The organism is Kribbella ginsengisoli (assembly GCF_039537185.1).
Taxonomy (GTDB): Bacteria; Actinomycetota; Actinomycetes; order Propionibacteriales; family Kribbellaceae; genus Kribbella; species Kribbella koreensis.
This window is the reverse complement of sequence record NZ_BAABAA010000011.1, coordinates 101584-122266: the sequence shown is the minus strand read 5'-3', so window position 1 is coordinate 122266 and position 20683 is coordinate 101584. Positions and strand designations below refer to the sequence as shown.

Annotated in this window: 16 protein-coding genes; all 16 read left to right on the top strand. The window is 69.7% G+C overall.

Features of this window, described 5'->3' with window-relative positions; translation table 11 throughout:
- The first annotated feature begins 6 nt into the window (after positions 1 to 6).
- The 16 genes from ABD768_RS32030 (at position 7) to ABD768_RS31955 (ending at position 20672) form a co-directional block, all read left to right on the top strand.
- Entirely contained in the window at positions 7 to 1338 is a 1332-nt protein-coding gene (locus ABD768_RS32030) for a right-handed parallel beta-helix repeat-containing protein (RefSeq protein WP_344846846.1), read from the top strand.
- A gap of 197 nt (positions 1339 to 1535) precedes the next feature.
- Positions 1536 to 2177, top strand: a complete 642-nt coding sequence (locus ABD768_RS32025; protein WP_344846844.1) for a sensor histidine kinase — start codon at positions 1536 to 1538, stop codon at positions 2175 to 2177.
- Positions 2174 to 2809 carry a LuxR C-terminal-related transcriptional regulator gene (locus ABD768_RS32020; protein ID WP_344846842.1) on the top strand — a complete coding sequence of 212 codons (636 nt, stop codon included), beginning with the start codon at positions 2174 to 2176 and terminating at the stop codon, positions 2807 to 2809. Before ABD768_RS32025 ends, ABD768_RS32020 begins: the two co-directional genes overlap by 4 nt.
- A complete protein-coding gene (locus tag ABD768_RS32015; RefSeq protein WP_344846840.1) occupies positions 2806 to 3513 on the top strand; it encodes a response regulator transcription factor in 708 nt (235 codons plus the stop codon). Before ABD768_RS32020 ends, ABD768_RS32015 begins: the two co-directional genes overlap by 4 nt.
- 92 nt (positions 3514 to 3605) lie before the next feature.
- Entirely contained in the window at positions 3606 to 4823 is a 1218-nt protein-coding gene (locus tag ABD768_RS32010; RefSeq protein WP_344846838.1) for a DegT/DnrJ/EryC1/StrS family aminotransferase, read from the top strand.
- Positions 4820 to 6304 carry a polysaccharide biosynthesis protein gene (locus tag ABD768_RS32005; RefSeq protein WP_344846836.1) on the top strand — a complete coding sequence of 495 codons (1485 nt, stop codon included), beginning with the start codon at positions 4820 to 4822 and terminating at the stop codon, positions 6302 to 6304. Before ABD768_RS32010 ends, ABD768_RS32005 begins: the two co-directional genes overlap by 4 nt.
- A 33-nt stretch (positions 6305 to 6337) precedes the next feature.
- Positions 6338 to 7798, top strand: a complete 1461-nt coding sequence (locus ABD768_RS32000; protein WP_344846834.1) for an RtcB family protein — start codon at positions 6338 to 6340, stop codon at positions 7796 to 7798.
- A 26-nt stretch (positions 7799 to 7824) separates the two neighbouring features.
- A complete protein-coding gene (locus tag ABD768_RS31995; RefSeq protein WP_344846832.1) occupies positions 7825 to 12054 on the top strand; it encodes a right-handed parallel beta-helix repeat-containing protein in 4230 nt (1409 codons plus the stop codon).
- A 28-nt stretch (positions 12055 to 12082) separates the two neighbouring features.
- The gene (locus ABD768_RS31990; protein WP_344846830.1) at positions 12083 to 13327 is read left to right on the top strand and encodes a GumC domain-containing protein; all 1245 of its coding nucleotides are present in this window, start codon (positions 12083 to 12085) and stop codon (positions 13325 to 13327) included.
- Positions 13324 to 14343, top strand: coding sequence for a hypothetical protein (locus ABD768_RS31985; protein ID WP_344846828.1), 1020 nt, complete (start codon positions 13324 to 13326; stop codon positions 14341 to 14343). The genes ABD768_RS31990 and ABD768_RS31985 overlap by 4 nt, the downstream gene beginning before the upstream one ends.
- Positions 14343 to 15497 (top strand): glycosyltransferase, encoded by a 1155-nt coding sequence (locus ABD768_RS31980; protein WP_344846826.1) that lies wholly within the window; start codon positions 14343 to 14345, stop codon positions 15495 to 15497. The genes ABD768_RS31985 and ABD768_RS31980 overlap by 1 nt, the downstream gene beginning before the upstream one ends.
- Complete coding sequence (locus tag ABD768_RS31975) at positions 15494 to 15931, top strand: hypothetical protein (protein WP_344846824.1); 438 nt, start codon at positions 15494 to 15496, stop codon at positions 15929 to 15931. The genes ABD768_RS31980 and ABD768_RS31975 overlap by 4 nt, the downstream gene beginning before the upstream one ends.
- Positions 15928 to 16971 (top strand): aminoglycoside phosphotransferase family protein, encoded by a 1044-nt coding sequence (locus ABD768_RS31970; RefSeq protein WP_344846822.1) that lies wholly within the window; start codon positions 15928 to 15930, stop codon positions 16969 to 16971. The genes ABD768_RS31975 and ABD768_RS31970 overlap by 4 nt, the downstream gene beginning before the upstream one ends.
- Before the next feature lie 7 nt (positions 16972 to 16978).
- The gene (locus ABD768_RS31965) at positions 16979 to 18274 is read left to right on the top strand and encodes an O-antigen ligase family protein (protein ID WP_344846820.1); all 1296 of its coding nucleotides are present in this window, start codon (positions 16979 to 16981) and stop codon (positions 18272 to 18274) included.
- Positions 18271 to 19596 (top strand): oligosaccharide flippase family protein, encoded by a 1326-nt coding sequence (locus tag ABD768_RS31960; protein WP_344846818.1) that lies wholly within the window; start codon positions 18271 to 18273, stop codon positions 19594 to 19596. Before ABD768_RS31965 ends, ABD768_RS31960 begins: the two co-directional genes overlap by 4 nt.
- Positions 19593 to 20672: a hypothetical protein gene (locus tag ABD768_RS31955; protein WP_344846816.1), complete on the top strand. Its 1080-nt coding sequence runs from the start codon at positions 19593 to 19595 to the stop codon at positions 20670 to 20672. Before ABD768_RS31960 ends, ABD768_RS31955 begins: the two co-directional genes overlap by 4 nt.
- The last annotated feature ends 11 nt before the right edge of the window (positions 20673 to 20683 follow it).

Below are 20683 nucleotides of genomic sequence, written 5' to 3'. Positions count from 1 at the left end.
GGAACCATGAGACTGATCAGGAGTCTGGGCCTGTGCGCGACCGCGCTGTTACCGGCCGGCCTGCTGGCGTTTCCTCCGCTCGCCGAGGCCGCCACGACCTCGCTGTACGTCGACCGCACAGCAGCCTGCTCGGACTCCGGGACCGGCACCGCCACCACGCCGTACTGCACCATCGGCAAGGCCGTGACCAAGCTGGCCGCCGGATACACGCTCTACATCGGCAACGGCACCTACGCCGAGACGATCAAGCCCACCGTCTCCGGTACCGCCGCCGCGCCGATCACGATCACCGGGTGGCCCGGGCGCACCCCGACCATCGCCGGTGGCACGTACTACGGCGCTGCCCTGACCGGGCGCAGCTACGTCGCCATCGCCGGGCTGACCTTCGCCGGAACCGTTGCTGACGGCATCTATGTGTCCGGCGGCGACCACCTCACAATCACCGGCAACACGATCAGCGGCGCCGGCCGCCCGGCCACCGGCAAGACCGCCCCCGGGATCAGCATCCGCGGCGCCACCTCGTCGGTGGTGACCGACAACTACGTACATCACAACAACGGCAGCGGCATCGTGCTCACCTCGGGCGCGACCGGCATCACCGTCAGCCGCAACACCGCGAGCTTCAACGCCGAAGGATTCCGGCGCAACGCCAACGGGATCAACGTGGTCAGCCCGGGCAACTCCGTTCTGCGCAACGTCACTCATGACAACGAGGACTCCGGGATCCAGTTCTACACCGGCGGCAACGACAACCTGGCGGCGCTCAACGTCACCTACAACAACGGCGACCACGGCATCGACAACCTGAACGTCACCGGCGGCCGGATGATCGGCAACACGGTCTACCGCAACTGCACCACCGGGATCAACGTCGAGGGCACCTCCGGCGACTACCAGGTGGTCGACAACATCGCGGTCGACAATGCCGTCTACCCTGCCTACCAGGGCATCTCCTGTGCCCGCCGCGCCGGCAACATCGGGATCTGGGACTCCGCGCCGGCCAGTACCACCGTCGACCACAACCTCGTCTGGCTGACCAAGGCCGGCAAGATGTACGCGTTCAAGTCGACCTACACCTCGCTCGCCGCGATGCAGGCAGCGACCCAGCAGGAGTCCCACGGCATCCAGGCCGACCCCGGCTTCGTCTCCCCCGGCGGCTGGGACCTCAGGCTGCAAGCCGGTTCGGCCGCGATCGACCGTGGCGACTCCGGGGTCTCCGGCGCCCAGTCGACCGACCTCCTCGGCGCCGGCCGGTACGACGATCCCGCCACGGCCAACACCTTCGCCGAAGGCCCGAGGCGCTACGACGACCTGGGTGCGTACGAGTTCCGTCCATGATCCCCGCGCGCGGTTCATGACAGGAAAATGACCGCCTCATGACGACTCCGCGAAACCGCCACCAGCACGCGAGCCAACCCCCTGTACTGGTGCCCTGAGACCGGGACGTGCACGCCAGGGGGCCCTGCGAGGGGATTGGCCGCACGGAACCGCAGGGGCAGCGGTTCGCTCGGTGACGACTCTGAGGGGGGTCACGGATGAGTGCTGTCAGTGCGCCGGAACCATTCGTCGAGAAGTGTGCGGAGACGAACAACCCGGATCAGTTGAAGAGGCTGTGCCACGACCTGCGGCAGTACGTCGCCGCAGGTCTCCTGCTGTCCGAGCCGAGGGCCGGGCAGGACGCCGGGCAGACCCGGATGACCTTGATCCACCAGCAGTTCACCGCGATCGCCGAGATGCTCGCGGCCGAGTTCGACCGCGGTCAGGACACCGGTACGGTCAACCTTGCCCGGCTCGTCACCGAGTGCGCGGAGGTCGTGCGGCTCACCCACCGGGGCCAGATCACCGTCGTACGGTCGAAGCACGTACTGGTAGCGGGCGAGCAGGCCTTGTTCCGGCGGGCAGTCGGCAATCTGCTCGACAACGCCTGCCGCGCGGCCGGACCGGACGGAACCGTGACGGTGACGGTCGGCGTGGACGGCGACGAGGCGAAGGTCGAGGTCGTCGACGACGGCGCTGGTTTCGGCGGCATCGCGTCAGGCACCGGCCACGGCCTGCAGGTCGTGGCGGCCGCGGTCCGGGCCTGCAAGGGCAGGCTCGAGATCTCCAGTGGACCCGGAGCCGGTACCACCGTCCGCCTCTGTATCCCGGCCCTCCGCCGTCCGGTGAGGCCGGCATGAGGCTCGCGATCTGCGACGAACAATGGCTCTTCTCGTCGGTCCTGTCGACAGCTCTCGCGCAGCAAGGCCACGAGGTGGTGCTGACCACCGACGAGCCTGCCGTGCTGATGAACCGCGCCACCGAGCTGCGGCCGGACATCTGCGTCATCGACGTCGTGGAGGCCTATGCGGTCGCCGTCGCCGGGTTCCTGGCCGGCCTGGACGATCCGCCGGCCGTCGTCCTCCTCACCGACGTCTGCCAGGACGGCGTGTGGGACGCCTACGAGCAAGGTCTGATCCGCGGAGTGGTCAACAAGGCCTGCGCCTTCCCCGTGCTGATGAACACCCTCGACCGGGTCGCCGCTGGTGAGCGGGTTTCCGAGGGCTGGCAGATCCCGGGCCAACGGCACGATCACGGCGTCGTCGACGCCCTCACCGGCCGCGAACTCGAAGTACTGCGGCTCGTCGTGCGCGGGCATTCCACCCAGGCGATGGCCGACCAGCTCGGGGTGAGTCGCCACACGGTGCGAACCCATGTCCAGCAGATCCTGCGCAAGCTCGGCGTCCATGGCAGGGGCAAGATCGCCAGGGCTGCCGAGGCCGCCGGTCTGGTCGACGCGGCCGCCCTGAGCAGTGGCGGTACGCCGGTATGACCGACGGCGCGACCCTCTTGCTCGTCGACGATCATCGCGTCTTCGCGGACGTCCTCGGCGAGGCGTTGCTGGGAGAGGACGGCATCGACCGGGTGAACCGTGCCTCGAACCTCGACGCCGCCCGCGCGCTGATCGCCTCCGATCCGCCCGACCTGGTGCTGCTCGACCTGATGCTCGCCGACGAGTCCGGATTCGACCTGCTCGAAGAGCTGGCCCGCAGGACGGACGGCCCGCCCGCGATCGTCTTGTCGGGCAGCAACGAGCCGCGCCTGATCGTCAAGGCGCTCGAGTCGGGCGCCGGCGGATGGCTGTCCAAGACGACTCCACTCCAAGCTCTGGTGGCGGCTGTGTGGCAGGTCCTCGGCGGCCAGCTCTACCTCGCGCCGACCACGTTACGGCCGGTGCTGGACCATCTGCTGTCGGACCGCCAAGGACGTCAGGCGGCCGCCGGGTTCGTCGCGGAACTGACGCCGCGCGAGCTCGAAGTACTGCGCTGCTTGGTGTCCGGGATGACCAGAGCCGAGGTCGCGGCACACCTGTTCGTCTCCATGAACACGGTCCGGACCCACGTGCAGAGCCTGCTCCGCAGATCGGACCAGCACTCCGCCCTGGCACTGGTGGCCTTCGCCCGCTCACACGGCGTGAAAGGCATCGACGAAATCGACGAACTCCCGGCCACCACCGGCCGCGGATCGCCCTTCTGACGTAGACGTTCTCACCTCCTCGTCGGGCGCGAGCCACGCTCACGGCCCGTAGCGTCGAGGTCAAAGCAGGGGCTCTGAGGGGGGCTTACGGGATGACGACCCGAATCAATGCTGTGCCGCGCGCCGTACCGGCCGAAGAGGTCCAGGTACCGTTCGCCGACTGCTACATCACCGCCGCGGCCCAGAACGCCGCACTCCGCGTACTCCGGTCCGGCTGGGTCACCACCGGCCGCGAGGTGGCCGCCTTCGAAGGCGAGTTCGCCGGCTACGTCGGGGCCGATCACGCGATCGCGGTTTCCTCGTGTACCCACGGGATCGAGCTCGCGTTGCGGTCCTACGGGCTGCCGCGCGGATCGCTCGTCCTCACCTCGACGATGACGTTCTGCGGCGCCGTCCAGGCGATCGTGCACGCCGGGCTGCAACCGGTCCTGGTCGATGTCGACGCGATCACCGGCATGCCGACTCCCGCCACCGTGCGGGACGCAGTACGGGCCTTCGGGCAACCCGCGGCGATGACGGTCGTGCACTGGGCCGGCGATCTCGCAGACGTGCCGGCGCTGGCCGAGGCGGCCGGCCTCACGCTCGACCAGGTCGTGGTCGACGCCGCCCACGCGATCGGCACCTACGAGGGCTCGACACCCATCGGCTCTCAGTGCGGTGCGACCTGTTTCAGCTTCTACGCGACGAAGAACCTGCCCCTCGGCGAGGGCGGCATGATCACCACCGACAACGCGGACCGGGCCGGATGGTTGCATCAGGCCCGTTTGCACGGGATGACCGCCGACGCGTGGCGCCGGTACCTCCCCGGCGGCAGTTGGCGCTACGACGTCGCCGAAGCCGGTCTCAAAGCCAACATGACCGACATCCAGGCAGCGATGGGCCGCGCCCAGCTCACGCACCTGCCCAGGTGGCAGGAGCGCCGAGCCCAGATCGCTGCCCGCTACGACCTCCAGCTGTCCACGCTGCCGGCGGTGGCGCTCCCCCACCGGCCCGCACCCGGAACCGGCACCCACGCGTGGCATCTCTACCCGATCCGGCTGGCAGCAGGGATCGAGCGGGACGAGGTGATCGCCGAACTGGCGGCCCGGGGAGTCGGCACCTCGGTGCACTTCATCCCGGTCCACCAGCTCACGTACTTCGGCCAGGTCGCGTCGATTCCGCCGAGCGGGATGAGCGGCGCGGACGCCCTGTTCGACCAGTTGCTTTCACTACCGATCCACCCCCGTCTGACCGACGGCCAGATCGATGCCGTGTGCGCCGCGTTGGCAGACGCGACGTTGCGGCGGTTCTCCAGAAAGGGAGCGGAATGAGTCAGCCTGTGCTGCTACGGCAAGACGAGAAGAACCTGTTGCGGACCATCGTGGTCGGGGCCGGTGAGGCCGGCCTCGCCCTGGCCCGCGACCTGCACCGGGTCAGCTCGTTCGGGCTGGAGCCGGTGGGCTTCCTGGACGACGACGAATCCAAGCGGGGGCGGCGGTTCGGAGGACGCCGGGTACTGGGCACGCTGGCCGACCTCGAGGCCGTACTCGAAAGCAACCGCGTCGATGTCGTCGTGGTGGCCATCCCGTCGATGCCGACCCACGAGGTGAAGCAACTCGGACTCCGGGCCGCCGCCCAGGGCGTCACCGTGCTCCACCTGCCGCCGTTCCTGTCGGCGCTGCAGCGGCAGATCGCCGGCACCGACATGCGCGCGCTCCAGGTCGGGCCGTTGATCGGGCGACCGGAGATGCACGTGGTCAGCCGTGGAGCGGCCGAAGCGATCGCGGGCAAGCGGGTCCTGGTGACCGGCGCCGGCGGCTCGATCGGCAGCGAGTTGTGCCGTCAGGTCTACGGCTTCGGGCCGGCCGAGTTGATCATGCTCGACCACGACGAGTCGAACCTGCACCGCACCCAGCTCGACCTGTGGGGTGAGGCGCTGCTGGACACCGAGAGCACGGTGGTGGCCGACATCCGCGACGGCGAGCGGATCCACCAACTGTTCCGCGACCACCGTCCGCAGATCGTCTTCCACGCCGCGGCACTCAAACACCTGCCGGTACTGGAGCGCCACCCGTGCGAGGGCGTGAAGTCGAACGTCCGGGGCACCGAGAACCTGGTCGAGGCCGCGATCGCGTACGACGTCGAGCGGTTCGTGCTGATCTCCACCGACAAGGCGGCCAACCCAGCTTCGGTGCTCGGGGCAACCAAACGGCTGGCCGAGCTGGTCCTGGAGGCGCACCACGGCTCGGACACCGTACTGACGGCGGTCCGGTTCGGCAACGTGCTCGGCAGCCGTGGCTCACTCCTGCACGTGGTCCGCGACCAGCTCGCCAGCGGCGCTGACGTGACGGTCACCCACCCGGACGTGAACCGCTTCTTCATGACCATCGAGGAAGCCGTCGGGCTGGTCCTCGAGGCGGCCCGGATGGCCGACGGATCCTCGACGTACGTGCTCGACATGGGCGAACCGGTCCGGATCGTCGACCTGGTCCGCAACTTCGCGAACCTGCTCAACATCCGCGACGTGAAGTTCCGCTACACCGGGCTGCGGCCCGGCGAGAAGCTGACCGAGGAGCTGTTCGGCTGCGAGGAGGAAGCGCTGCCGACCGACCATCCGCGGATCTCGATGACGAAGCCGCCGCACGCCGTTGCCGGCTTCCGGGCCGGCCTGCGCGAGCTGTACGACGCGGCCTCGCACAACCGTCCCGACGAGGTGTTCCGGCACCTGCGCCGGCTCGTCCCGGAGTACACGCCGGCCCCCGGCCTGGTGTCCGCGGTCACCGCGTGCGCGCCGTACCCCGACGACTTCTGACCACGTGACCGCCTACCACGACTGCGAGCAGACATGACCACTGAGCAACGGCCACCACTGAACGTCCGCGTCCTCGACTCCGCCGTCACCGACCCCCCGACGGTCTTCGATGACCCCAGCCTGCTTCCGGCTGACCACGCCACGGTCTCGGCGTTGCGTCATCAGGTCGAGGGCGCGGACCTGGCCGCTCCACCCGTCGTCCTGCCCGATTTCCACCACAAGTCCAAGATGGAACTGCCCTCCAGCGTCGCGGTAGCCACCACCGGCACGATCCGCCCGGACCTGACCAGTTCGTCGGTGAACTGCGGGATGGCGCTGATCGCCGTCGACTCCGAGGTTCCGGACGACCGCGCGATCGATACCTTCATGCGGGCAGTCCGCGAGCGCTATCCCTACCCGACCCAGGGCACTCGCGAACTGTCCCGCTCCGAGGTCGTCAGGGCGGTCAAGAACGGCTCCGAGTTCAGCGTCGAGCGCTGGGGCGCACCCGCCGACGACCTCGAGCGAATCGAGGAGGGCGGCCGGATCGAGCTGGAACGCTACGGCGGAATCGACCGGCTGCAGTCCGAGTTGCCCGGCGTCGCGTTCCAGCTGGCGCGGTACCGGTTCGGGACGGTCGGCCCGTCGAACCACTTCGTCGAGCTGCAGCGGGTCGAGGAGATCCTCGATCCGGAGCGGGCCGCCAAGCTCGGGGTGAAGGAAGGCCAGCTCACCATCCAGTACCACGGCGGCGGTGGCGTCTTCACCGGTGAGATCGGCCGGCTCTTCTTCCGCCGTAAGGACTACCCGCGCCAGATCAAAGCGGTCAACGCGGCCCTGAAGCCGTGGTTCCACCTGCGCTCGGCGAAGTCCTTCGCCCAGCTCAAGGCCCGGCTGAGCCTCTACTTCACCGACGGCTGCACGCCGCTGGAGCTCGCCACCGACGAAGGCCAGCGGCTGATGCTCGCCACGGCGGCGGCGATGAACTACGGCTTCGCCTTCCGTACCGCGACGTACGCAGCGCTCCGCAAGATCGCCGCCGAATCCTTCGGCGGCGCCACCGGGCGACTCGTCGTCGACTCACCGCACAACAGCATCTACGAGGAGCCCGTCGACGGATCGACGGCCGTGGTCCATCGGCACAACTCCTGCCGAGCCTTCCCGGCCAGCATGATGACGCCCGGGACCACCTTCGCGGACACCGGTCAGGCCGTCCTGCTGCCCGGCACGCATCGCACCTCCAGCTACCTCGCGGTCGCCGGGGACAAGGCAGCCAACAGCCTGTACTCCGCCTGCCACGGCGCCGGCACGGTCGTGAAGGACCTGGTCACCCGGGGCATCTCCGGCGACGACCCGCTCGGCCGCAAGACGTTGCGCTATCGCTACGACGACGGTGCGCCCACCGACGCCCCGCACTTCGACAACCGCGGCGTCGACGCCGCGCTCGACGTCCTCGTCCGCAACGGGCTGGTCAAGCCCGTCGCCCGGATGCGGCCGGTAGCCGTACTCCACTAACCACGCTTCCAGACGCAGGAGAGATCATGTACAGACGGCTCAAGCAGCTGGCGGCCGGGTCGGTCATGATCCTCGCCGCGTCCACCCTTGTCATCGTCAGCAGCGGCCCGGCGGCCGCGGCCGGAACGGGCTACTGGGTGAACAACGGCGCGGCCAACTGCAGCGACACCCTGGCCGGCGCAGGCACCCAGGCAGTGCCGTTCTGCACGATCTCGCAGGGCACCAAGAAGGCGATCGCGCCGGGCGACACCGTGCACGTCGCACCCGGTACGTACCGCGAGCAAGTCACCATCAACGCCTCCGGTACCGCCACCGACCCGATCAGCGTCGTCGGTGACGCACCCGGTGTCGTCATCCTCGGCACCCGCTCGCTGAGCACAGCAGCACTCTGGACGGCGACAAGCACGACAGCATGGAGTACGCCGTACGCGCCACCCTCCGTCCCGCGGCAGGTCTTCCTCGACGGTCAGCGTCTGGCCACCGCCACCTCGGCGACCACCACCACCGCCAACAGCTGGTTCTACGACGCGACCGCCAAGGTCCTGTACGTCGACGCCGGCGGCGCCAACCCCGGCGACGGCCACCAGGTCGAGGCCGGCGCGCAGTCCTTCGGCGTCACCGCGAGCAGCAAGTCGAACGTTGCCATCAGCAACATCGAGACCGACCGGCCGAACCTGGCCGGCGTCCGGCTGCTGACCGCGACCGGGGCCACCATCGATCACGTCACCGCCTCCCAGTCGGCCAGCAACGGCATCCTGATCGATACCTCACCGGGCGGCGGCAACGTCGTCCGCGCTGCCGCCGTCGACGGTTCGTTGTCGACGGGGATCCGGATCGCCGCGTCCAGCGGCGTCACCGTCACCGGGTCGAGCAGCCATCACAACGGTCTGCACGGCATCGGTCTGTCCACCTCGTCGAACAACCTGATCGACGGCAACACGAGCTACGCGAACACGTCGGTCAGCCCGACGGCCACCTCGGCCGGCATCGACGTGAACACCAACTCCCCCGACAACACGGTCGTCAACAACGTCACGTACCAGAACCAGGACACCGGCGTACAGGTCTACAGCGGTTCCCACCGCGCCCTGGTCGCCCGCAACATCTCCTACGCCAACGGCGACCACGGCTTCGACACGCTCGCGTCCACCGGGGTCCGGTACCTCAACAACACCTCGTACGCGAACCGCCGCGACGGCATCTCCGTCGAAGGCGTCTCCACCGGTGCGACGCTGGCCAACAACCTGCTGGTCGACAACGGCGTCACCGCCACCGAGTACAACCTGTACGTCGACGCCGGCTCGGTCTCCGGATTCAGCGCCGACTACGACACCGCCTTCAACCACACGACCGCTCCGACCACGAAGGTCGGCGGCGTCGTCTACCCGAAGCTGTCCGGGTACGCCACCGCCAGCGGCCAGGAGAGCCACGGATCCTCGATCGACCCCGACCTCGTCAACCCGGCGTCCGGCGACTTCAGGCTCACCGCCGGCTCGACCGCCGTCGACTCGGCGAACTCCGGCGCCACCGGCTTCCGGGCGACCGATGCCGCTGGCAACCAACTCGCCGATGACACGATCGTCGCCGACACCGGCGCCGGCACACCGGCGTACGCCGATCGCGGCGCGCTCGAGTTCCAGCCGGTCGCCGGTTCGACGAACTACGCACCGCACGCCGCGCTGATCCTCAACCCCGCCGCGATGAGCACCCCGCCGTCGCCCCCGGTGACCGCCGACGCGAGCGGCTCGAGCGACACCGATCTGAACGGCATCGCGTCCTACACCTTCGACTTCGGCGACGGCACGGTCGTCGGCCCGCAACCCACGGCGACGGCCACTCACACCTACGCCGGTCCAGGCAGCTACGCGGTCACCGTGACCGTCACGGACGCCGCGGGTCTCACCGACTCCGCAAGCTCGCAGGAGGTCGTCAGCACCCGGCCGGTCCAGACCTACTCGGTCGAGCAGACCAACCCCGCCTGCACCGACACGGGCCCCGGCACGGTCGCCTCTCCGTTCTGCACCATTGGCGCGGCCACCAGGAAACTGCTCGCCGGTGACACCGCCCTCGTCGGACCAGGCCAGTACCGCGAACAGGTCACCATCACCGCCAGCGGCGAGCCGGCCAACCCGATCACCCTGAAGGCGACCTCGCCGAGCGCCGTCATCGTCGGCACCAACGACGTCTCCGACGCGGCCGGCTGGACCGCCACCTCGACGACCGCCTGGACACACGCCTTCGCAGTCGCTCCCGCCCAGGTCTTCCTCGACGGACAACCCTTGCCCAAGGCAACCAGCGCGACCACGACCACCCCGAACAGCTGGTACTACGACGCCGCCACGACCAGCCTCTACGTCGACACCGGCGGCACCAACCCGGCCGCCGGCCACACCGTCGCGGCGGGCGCTCGCAGCTTCGGCATCCTGCTCCGCCAGGTCAGCGACATCGCGGTCTCCGGATTCGCGATCCGTCAGCAGAACTTCAACGGAGTGGACCTGGACCGGACCCAGCGGGTCACCCTCGGGGACCTCGACGTCGCCCAGGCCGGCGCTCCCGGCATCACGGTCGACGCGTCCAGCAACGCGAGCCTGACCGGCATCCAGTCCGCCTTCAACCTGTCGATCGGGGTCCGGTTCTTCAACTCCACCGACAGCGAGCTGCGCAACTCGGTCACCCACGAGAACCAGCACCACGGCGTCAGTGTCCAGGGCAGCACCCGGGTCACGGTGGCCGGAGTGACCACCTACCGCAACAAGCGGCTGTCCACCCGGATCGCGACCGGCATCGACGTCAGCGCCTCCTCCCAGCAGACCGTGGTCGAGGCGAACCTCACCTACGGCAACGACGACTCCGGCATCGAGTCCTACAGCGGCTCGACCGATACGACGATCCGCCGCAACGTCGTCTACGACAACGGCGACCACGGCATCGACACCTCGTTCGCACCGAACACCACGGTCCTGTCGAACACGGTCGTCCGCAACGCCACCGCCGGGATCAACTTCGAGGGCGGCTCGACCAGCTCCACCGCCCGCGACAACGTCGCCATGGACAACGCGGTCGGCAGTACCCGGACGATCGGCGAGATCCGCGTCGACGAAGCGTCCAGCCCGGGCACCACACTCGACCGCGACCTGGTCTTCCAGACAGCTGCCAACGGCAACTTGTACGAATGGGCATCCCAGCCGTACACGTCGATCGCCGCTTTCCGGACCGCGAGTGGACAGGAGGCCGCCGGCCAGGCAGCCAACCCGCTCTTCGTGAACCTCACCGGTCGCGATCTGCACCTGACCGGCCAGTCCCCCGCGATCGACTCCGCCGACACCGCGGTGACCGGCTGGACGGCGATCAACCGCGACGGCACGGCTCTGGCCGACAACCCGGTGATTCCCAACACCGGCGTGGGACCGGTCGTCTTCGCCGACCTCGGCGCCTTCGAGTTCGTCGGACCGGTGGCCAGGGCGACCGTCACGCCGGCCTCGGCGTTGTTCGCCCCGGTGGACGTGACCGTCGACGGGTCGGCCAGCGTCGGACTGGGCGCGCCGATCACGGCGTACCAGATCGTCTGTGGCAACGGGACGGTGCTGACGACCTTGAGCGGCGTCTGCCGGTACACGGCGGCCGGCACCTTCACCCCGACCGTCACCGTGACGGACTCGTCCGGCCTGAGCGACACCTGGACCGGCACAGCCCTGGTGGTGAAGCCGAACGGCCTGCCGACCGCACGGCTCACCGCGACGCCCAACCAGGCCTACCGGCCGCAGCAGGTCGTCCTCAACGCGAGTGCCTCGTCGGACGCTGATGGCAGGCCACTGGCCGGCTACACCTTCGACTGCGGCAACGGGCAGACCTCCGGCACGCTGACGACCTCGTCGTTCACCTGCAGCTACCCGAACGCGGGCACCTTCACCTCCCGGGTGACCGTCCGCGACACGGCCGACGCCACCAGCACCGTGACCGCGCAGGTCAGGATCCTGGCCGACGTGGCGCCGACCGCAGACCTCAAGCTCAACAAGTCCTCGATCAAGTCGAAGCAGTCCGTCACCGCGGACGCGTCGGGGTCGACCAGCGTCGACAAGTCGCCGATCGCGACCTACCAGTTCAGCTGCGGCAGCGGGCCGGCCAAGCCGGTCCAGACCACGCCGACCACCACCTGCACCTACACCTCGATCGGGATCTTCACGGTCGGGGTGACGGTCACCGACACGGTCGGGCTGTCCAGCTCGGCCACGAAGACAGTGCTGGTGCTGCCATGAGGCACGCCATCGGACGAAGGGCACAGCGATGACCATCGAAGAGATGTTCCGTCGGATCGTGCGGGCCCACCTGGGGATCATCCTGGTGTGCGTACTGCTCCCGGTCGCCGCCGCGATCGCCTGGCAGTCGAGGCAGCCGTCGGTGTCGCTGGCCTCGATCCGCCTCCAGGTGGTCTCCGGAGCGCCGCGGTCCGCGACCGAGGCGGAAGGGATCAGCAGCCGGGTGCTCGCGCTGGCGACCACTCCCGGACTGCTGGACGCCTCGCTCAAACAGGCCGGTGCCCAGCGCGACGTCGCCGACTTCGCCGCCACCCATGTGGCGGCCCAGCGGCTCGGTGAATCCTCGATCGTCGAGCTGAGTGTGACGGACAAAGATCCGGTCGCGGCCGGACAGATCGTCGCCGCCCTGGCCGAGCGGGTCGCGCTCTTCATGAACCAAGGGGATCGGGCCGCGTTCAACGCCGCTCTGACCAAGCTGGACGAGCAGGTCGACGCGGCCACCGCGAACCGCAACAAGCTCGCCCTGCAACTCAAAGGCATCGCGGACATCAACGCCCGGGCCGACATCCAGACACAGATCCAGTCGGCCGATCAGCTGCTGTCCCAGCTCACCACCCAACGGGCTTCGCTGACCATCGCCGATGCCACCCGCGACATCGTCGTACCGGTCGGCAACAAGCCGGAGCTCAGCCAGGTGCAGTCGCCGCTGCTCCCCCAGGCAGCGCTCGCGTTGCTGCTCGGGCTGGTGCTCGGGCTGACCGCCGCGGCCGTCCTCGAGACGATGCGGCCGCGAGTGGCGAGTGTCCGGGCGCTGGCCCACCTGCTGGAGGCGCCCGTCCTGGGCAAGTCCTCCGAGGAGATCGGCTCGCTGCGCAACACGATGGCGCTCGCTGCCCGCCGGCAGGGGGTCGATGCCGTCGTCTTGATGGGCGCCGACGAATCGGATGCCGACACGGTCAGCCAGTTGCTGTTCTCGCTGTCCGGTTTCGCGTCGGCGCCGCATCGGGCGAAGAGCACCTCGCCGGGCGGGATCGAGGAGGCCGGTGAAGCGAGCGTGCTCGAAATGGACGCGCCGTTCGCGAACGTCCGGTTCACCGGACTGTCCGCGGTCACGCCGCAGGACGAGATGACGGCCGGCGTGGTGGTCGTGTCGGGCGGCACGGTGCTGCTGCGCCGCCTCGACGACCTGGACGACGTGCTCAAGGCCGTCCGCTGGCCGGTCCTCGGCATCGTCAACGGTCCCGCCAAGCGTCGCTTCGGCAGGCTGGCGTGAGCGCCGCACCGATCGCGCACACCTTCCTGCACACCGCCGGCCAGCGGATGGCGGTCGAGGGATCGGCGGCCGCGATCGCCACGATTCTCGCTGCGACCGGTGGGGCAGAGCGCGACTGCGCCGACCTGCCCAACGTCGTCGTCGCCGTGGAGCCGGGCAAGCAGCGGTTCGGCACCACTGGCTGCGAGCCGATCACCCGGGGCGTCTGGGCCACCCATCGGCGCGAGGCGATCCTCGACAGCGCGGGCGGCTCCGGCTACAGCCAACTGTGGTCGATCGACGAGGACGGTCTCCGGGTCGTCAGCCGCTGGACGCCGTCGGCCAAGGAGGCCGCCGCGGCCCGGTTGCTTCCGGCCAGGCACCACGCACTGACCGGGCAGGTGCTCGTGCACTACCCCGCGCTGTGGATGGCGATGCAGCAAGGCTTCGCGCCACTGCACGTATCGGTCGTGGAGATCGACGGAATCGCCGTACTACTGGCAGGACCCGGCGGCGTCGGCAAGTCCAGCCTGGTGGCGCGCGAGCTCGCCAACGGCAGCCGGGCCACCTGCGACAACCTGGCCGCGTGCGACGGCACCATCGCCTACGGGCTGGCCGAGCCGATCAGGCTGCCGGCCGAAGCCGCAGACTCCACCGGCCGCAAGACCTTCCACGGCCGCCGAGAACACGGGTGGGAGACCCGGATGCGATCCCTGCGACCCGAGCTGGTCGTCGTCGTACGCCGTGGACAGCAAGCCGACCCGCAGCTTCGATCCATCACCGCTGCGCAGGCAACCCGCGCCATCGTCACCGGCACGTACTCCGCCGGCGAACTCCGGCGCTTCTGGTCGACCGCGGCCGTTCTCGCGATGGCGACCGGTTGCGGACCGGCGCACCCACCGGTCGAGGAGGTCGCTGCGGTCCTCGCCAACCGGCTGCCCTGCTTGGAACTCCAGTTGGGACGTGAACCCGGTGCAGGCCTGGCGGAACTCCTGCGGCCGCGCCTGGAGTCGGTCCGCTCGAACGGGGTGTCGTGATGACGGACCGGATCGAGGTCGCCCAGATCGTCACCCGCTTCATCGCCGGCGCCGGCGGAGTCGCCCTACGCGGCGTACTGCCACTTGACCCGAATCGGTACGCCGTCACCATCATCACCGGGCAGGGCGGACCGTTGACGGAACGGGCCGAGGCCGCGGGCTTCCGCGTCGTCATCGAGCCCTCGCTCGTCTCGCCGCTGTCACCACGCGATGACCGCACAGCGCTGCGCCGGCTCACCATGCTTTGCGAGGCCGGTGGCTTCGACGTGGTGCACACCCACAGCGCGAAGGCCGGCGCGCTCGGCCGGCTGGCCGCCCATCGGGCCGCGGTCCCGATGATCGTGCACACGTACCACGGCTTTCCGTTCCACGAATTCCAGAACCCGGTGCGCAAGGCGGCGTACGTCGCCATCGAACGCAGGCTGGCGTCGATCACCGACGCCGTGCTCGCGATCGGCAGCGGCGTCGCCACAGAGGCGCTGCGCCGAGGACTGGCGACCCCGTCGTCCTTGCGCACCATCGCTCCGGTGGTCGAGGCAGTCACCGTACCGAAGACCGCCGAGTCCCGGGCGGCCGCGCGGATGGCGCTGGGCCTCGCCGACGATGGCCTGGTCGTCGGCACAGTCGGCCGGGTCGACTACCAGAAGGCGCCGGAGCACCTGATCGCGGCGATCGCCAACCTGCGGCACCACGACGCGACGGCCGTCTGGATCGGCTCGGGGCCCGGGCTCGCGGCAGCGCGAGAACTCGTCCGGAGGGCAGGGCTGTTCGACCGGTTCGTGTTCGCCGGCGAGCGATCGGATGTCGCGAGTCTGTTGCCCGCCTTCGACGTGTTCGCGATGGCCAGTCGCTACGAGGGCCTGCCGTGTGCCGTCGTCGAGGCGATGCGATGCGGTGTGCCCGTGGTGGCGACGGCCGTGAACTCCGTCCCCGATCTGGTCATCCCGGGTGAGAGCGGCGTCCTGGTACCTCCGGGGCGGCCGGAACTGCTCGCGGCCGCGATCGACGGCGTGCTGGACGAACCGCGGACCGCCGAACGACTCGTCCGGCAAGGGCGGGTGCTCGCTGGGGCGACCTTCGATGCCGAGCGGCTGGCCGACGTACTGGACCAGGTCTACTCAGGCGGGCGGACCGCCGGTCTGGTGGCGCGATGAGCTACGCGGAGCCGGCCGGCCCGTCCCGGCTCGCGACCTCGCCCTGGATGACGTTGTGCCCACTCGGCACCTTGGAGATCGACACCCGGACCATCGACGACGACCTCACGGACCAGCTGAAGCCCGACCTGCCGGTGGTGCTGATCGATCAGCGCCCGTTCAGCCGTCGCCGGTTGCGGCGGCTGGCGCGGGAGCTGGCGATCGAGGTCGAGCGCGAGTTCATCGTGCTGCCGGCGCTGGGCCGGCCGATCGTCCTGATCGACGACACCGAAGCAGCCGTCCGGCACTTCTGGACCACCTTCGCCACCGTCCCGCCGGGACTGGCGATCAGCGCGGTGCCGGCGTCGGCGCTGCTCAGCCTGGCCCGGAGGCTGCCCTGGCGCTGGACCGGCGCGGCCGCACCTGGCCGCGCTCTCGTGGGGAGACGACCATGACCGAAGCGCCCCGAGCGATTCATCCCCGGCCGCGGACGGTGCACGAACTGCTGTTCGCGCCGGACACCCGGGGCGTGCTGATCGCCGCCTCCCGCGATCCCGACGCCAAGATGACCTTCATCGTCACTCCCGCGCCGGGCCTCTTCCCGGGCGGACCGGCCGGCCCGATCGCCGTCAAGATCCCCGCGACTCCCCTGGCCGCGGCGGCGATCCGGCACGAGACCGAGATGCTGATCGACCTGCGCGACGCCGGCCTCGGAGGTCTCGGCGAGACCGTCCCCCGGTACGTCGAGACACTCGACAGCGACGGGCTACCCGCGCTGGTCTCGACTGCCTTGCGGGGCAAGCCGATGAGCGTCGCGTACCACCACTGGCTGCACACCGCCCGCGCCCGGTTGGTTGCCGTCGACTTCGCGCTGGCCGGTGGCTGGCTGCGGCGATTCCAGACCGCGACCTCGGGCGAGCGGGCCCGGATCCGCTGGGCCGAGGAGGTGGCCGACCAGCTGCGTCAGCGTTGGACCGGCCATCCGCAGCTCGACTCCGCCCTGATCAGGTTGACCTCGGCCGATCACCAGCTGGGCGACCAGCGGGTCTGCCGCACGATGGTGCACGGCGACTACTGGTTCGGGAACCTCCTCGTCGACGACGGGGTGATCACCGGCGTGGTCGACTGGGAAGGCGGCGAGCGCAGTGGCTGGCCGTTGCGCGACCTGGTTCGATTCGCGGTCAGTTATTGCCTCTACCTGGATCGGCACACTCGCCCTGGCCACCGTGTACTCCGGCATCGGGGCTTGCGGCGTACGGGTTTTGGCGCGGGCATCCGGTACGGACTACTCGGGCAGGGCTGGCTATCCGACCTCGTTCGCTCCTACCTACGCGACGGGCTCACCGCGCTCGGGCTGCCGGCCGGCCTCTGGTACAGCGCGGCCCTCGTCGGGCTAGGCGAAGTAGCTGCGCTGGCGAACGACGACGGCTTCGGCAGCGACCACCTCGAGCTGCTGGCGACTCTGCCGCTGTGGCCCACCGAGGGTAAGGAGTGAGAGCCCGATGACGCTGACAGCTCCACAACGCGCTCCCGGCGGGATCAGCCGACCAGGCCTGCCTCGCGGCGACGTGCTCGCCACCATGATGGGGCTGACCGTCTGTCTGCTCCCGTTCCTGGTCCCGGCGGGGCCGGGCAACACTGCTCTGGCCGACGTCGGCATGACGCTGTGCATCGGCCTTGCCCTGCTCTGGTCGGTTCGCGAACACCTTCCGGTCAAAGTGCCCTATCTACTTGGCGTTGCGGGCCTGTTGCTCGGCGGCGCCTTCGCGGCGTACGTCGCGCAGGCACCGGTCGGAGTAGGCCTCGTACTGGCGCAGGACGTGCTGCTCCTGGCCTGGGGCGCCGCCCTGGCGCTGGGCCGCCACAACCCGGCGATCGTGTCGGCGGTCACTCGGGCCTGGTGCCGGACCGCGCCGGTCTACTCCGGCGTGATGGCCGCGGCCTACTTGCTCGGTATCAACGCGCTCAGCGGAGTCTCCGCCAAGGACGGCGTCCGCGCGTCGTACACCTTCGGAGACCCGAACCTGGCCGGCAACTACCTGGTCGTCTCGCTGTTCGTGATGGCCGCGTGCAAGTGCCCGCAGTCCCCCGGCGTACGCCGGATCGCCTACATCCTCGTCCTGGCAGCGATCGGCTTCACCGGCTCGAACGGCGCCATGCTCACCCTGCTGGTAGGGCTCGTCCTCGCCTTCACCGTCACCCGGTACCGCCGCAGAGGCGCTCTGATCGGCCTCACCACGCTGGCCGCGTCGGTGTTGCTGGCCGGACTCGTGTTCGTCTTCGTCATGCCACGCGTCGACCTGGGCCAGGTCCGTGAAGCGGCAGCCGGCAGTGTCCCGCTGCTGCGCGACTCCTTCGGCCGCAGCGGCAGCTCCACCAGCGAACGCGCGACCATCGTGCACGAGGGCACCAACCTCTTCTTCGAGGGCGACGCCACCGGCTACGGACCGGCCCGGACCAAGGCCGCCCTCGCCGCCAACCAGGCGCCGTACGTCAAAGAAGCCCACAACGACTACCTCGCGACCCTGCTCGAACGCGGCCTGATCGGTGCGCTCGGCCTGCTGGCACTGGGCCTCGCCATCGGTATGCGGTGCTTCCGGCTCGTCGTCGGGAACCTGCCCGAGTCCTATGCGGCGTTGGTCCCCAGACCGTGGCTGCTGGCCGTCATCGGACCGATCATGGCGACGGCTGCCGGGTTCTATGAGGTACTGCATTTCCGGCACCTCTGGACCTGGCTCGGCCTGGTCGCCGCACTCGTCCTCGTCCTGCAGGACCAGCAGAAGAAGCGCGCCTCATGAGAGGCCGTGTCACCGGTGAGCTGTTCCGGACCGTCGTGGCGAACACGTCCGCCCGCGCGTTGGCGATCGCCGGCCTGACCTTCGCCACCATCCTCGTCGCGCGCACCGGCGGCCCATCGGCAGTCGGCGAGTACGCGCTCCTGCGGATGCTTCCCGGGCTGGTCGGCGTGCTCTGTGTCCTGGGCCTGCCCGGCGCTCTCGCCTACTTCCTCGCGGCACCGCGACGAGACTTGCCGCGGCTGTGGCCGACACTGATCGCGATCGGGTTCGGCGGCGCGTTGTTCGGCACAGTGGTCTGGCTGATCGCCTCACCGGTCATCGCGCATCTGTTCTTCCCGGACGAGCCGGCGTTGCTGATCGCAGCTGCCGGAGTGACCGTGCCGACCCAACTCCTGCTCACCTTGGGGAAGACGGCCCTGCAGGGGTTGGAGGATCGCCGCGGCGGTGACGTGGTCATCGCGGCCGAAGAGCTGGCGTTCCTGCCTTGCTATCTGCTGCCGTTGCTCACCGGGTTCCATGGGGTCACGGCCATCGTGATCGGGCTCGGGCTCGCCGACCTGGTCGTCGCCGTCGAGGCCTGGCGGCGGGTCAGCCGGTTGCTCGGCTGGCGGCGGTACGGACTGTCGGGTGACGGCCTCGGGTGGTTCGGCAGGCCGGATCGCGAGCTGGGCAAGCAGATCGCGTCGTACGGGCTGCGCGGGCAGGTCGGCGGGCTCATCACGTTGCTCAACCTCCGGCTGGACTTCGCGATCCTCGGCGCGATGGCGGGACCGGCCGTCCTGGGCAGCTACGCCGTCGCCTCGAAGTACGCGGAACTGCTGAGGTTGCCGGGCACCGCGTTGACCTGGGTCTTCTATCCGCGGTTGGCGAAGCTCGGGCAGAGCGAGGCCGCCGCGACGGCGCGGCGGATGATCCGGCCGACGCTGATCGGCATCCTGCTGGCCGCGATTCCGGTCGCGCTGCTGACCTCGCCGGTGATGCGGCTCCTGTACGGCGCGGCGTTCGGTCCGGCCGTCGCACCGGCGCGGGTGCTGCTGGCGGGCATGTTGCTCGCCGGCGCCTCCGGGGTCGCGAGTGCCTATCTCTACGGACGCGGTACGCCGGGACTCAACTCGATCGTGCTCGGTATCGGACTCGTCATCACGGTCGTCCTCGACGTGCTGCTCATTCCCGCCCACGGCGCCATGGGTGCGGCCATCGCCTCCACCGCCGCCTACCTGTCCACCGACGCACTACTCATCGGCCTGCTGCTGCGACTGAGCGCGCCCAGCAATGCCCGCCACGGCAGGCCCGCAGTACCGATCACCGAGGTCACTTCATGAAATTCACCGCCCCCGTACTGCTCATCGCCCTGCTCGTCACGGGCTGCTCAGGCGCAACGCCCGAGGCCGACCCGACCATCGCTTCACCAGGCGTCACCAACACCGTGCCGCCCACCCAACGCACCGGAGGACCGGTGTCTGTCTCCTCGCCACGGGCCCCGCAGCCACCCCGCCTCGGCGCCGACCGGTACGCCGAACTGGCGACCGCCCTGCACCAGCGTGGCGTGGCCATCTGGTGGGAGACCGACCTGGTCGCCCGCTGGCTGGAGGGATCAGCCTCGTTCGACCAGGCGATCGTCCGGCTCGGCGAACTCGCCAAGGTCCCCGGCGTCGTCGGCTTCAAGGTGTCCGACGAGATCGGCTACAAGGACGGCCTGCAGACGATGGCCGAGGCGGCCCAGTTCCTGAAGGCCGCCAAGACCCGCCTCGCACAACTTGCCCCCGGCAAGCAGTTGCTGGTGGACGCGATCGTGCCCGAACTCGGCTGCCTGCCCTGGCGCGGGACCAATCAGCAGGGCTGTGCGCAACGCGTCCGGCTCAAGTACCCAGCCGCGACGGCCGCCGCCCTGGAGAGCTATCTGCGGGCCGGCCTGATCGACCGGCTCGATCTCAGCACCGGCTTGCTCGAGGACGCGACCTACGCCAAGTGGGGCCTGACCAAACGCGAGGCCCAGGCCGACGCGTGGAACCGGGTCAAGGCCCAGGGATGGCCGCAGCTCACCGTCCTCCAGGCGCGGAAGGCTCTCGCCGAACCGGACGGCTACCAGGGTGACACCGGCCAGGCGGACGAGGACAGCCGCACCTACATCGACGTACCGGTCGCAGCCGGAGCGAAGGCCGTCGACATCTGGACCTGGCGCCAGCAGTACCAGGGCAATGTCGTCAGCCTGCTCGGACCGAGCCTGTCCCCCAACCCGCTGTGGAGCGAACTGGTCCGGCACCACCGCGCGGGAGCTCAGCTCCTGACCCACATGACCCCGTCGCAGATGCCTTCGGAGTCCGCCGCCTTCGCCCATGAATGCGATCTCGCCGCGGCCGCCTTCACCGCGGTCTTCGTCGCCGCCGGAACCGGCTGACCAGCTAAGGA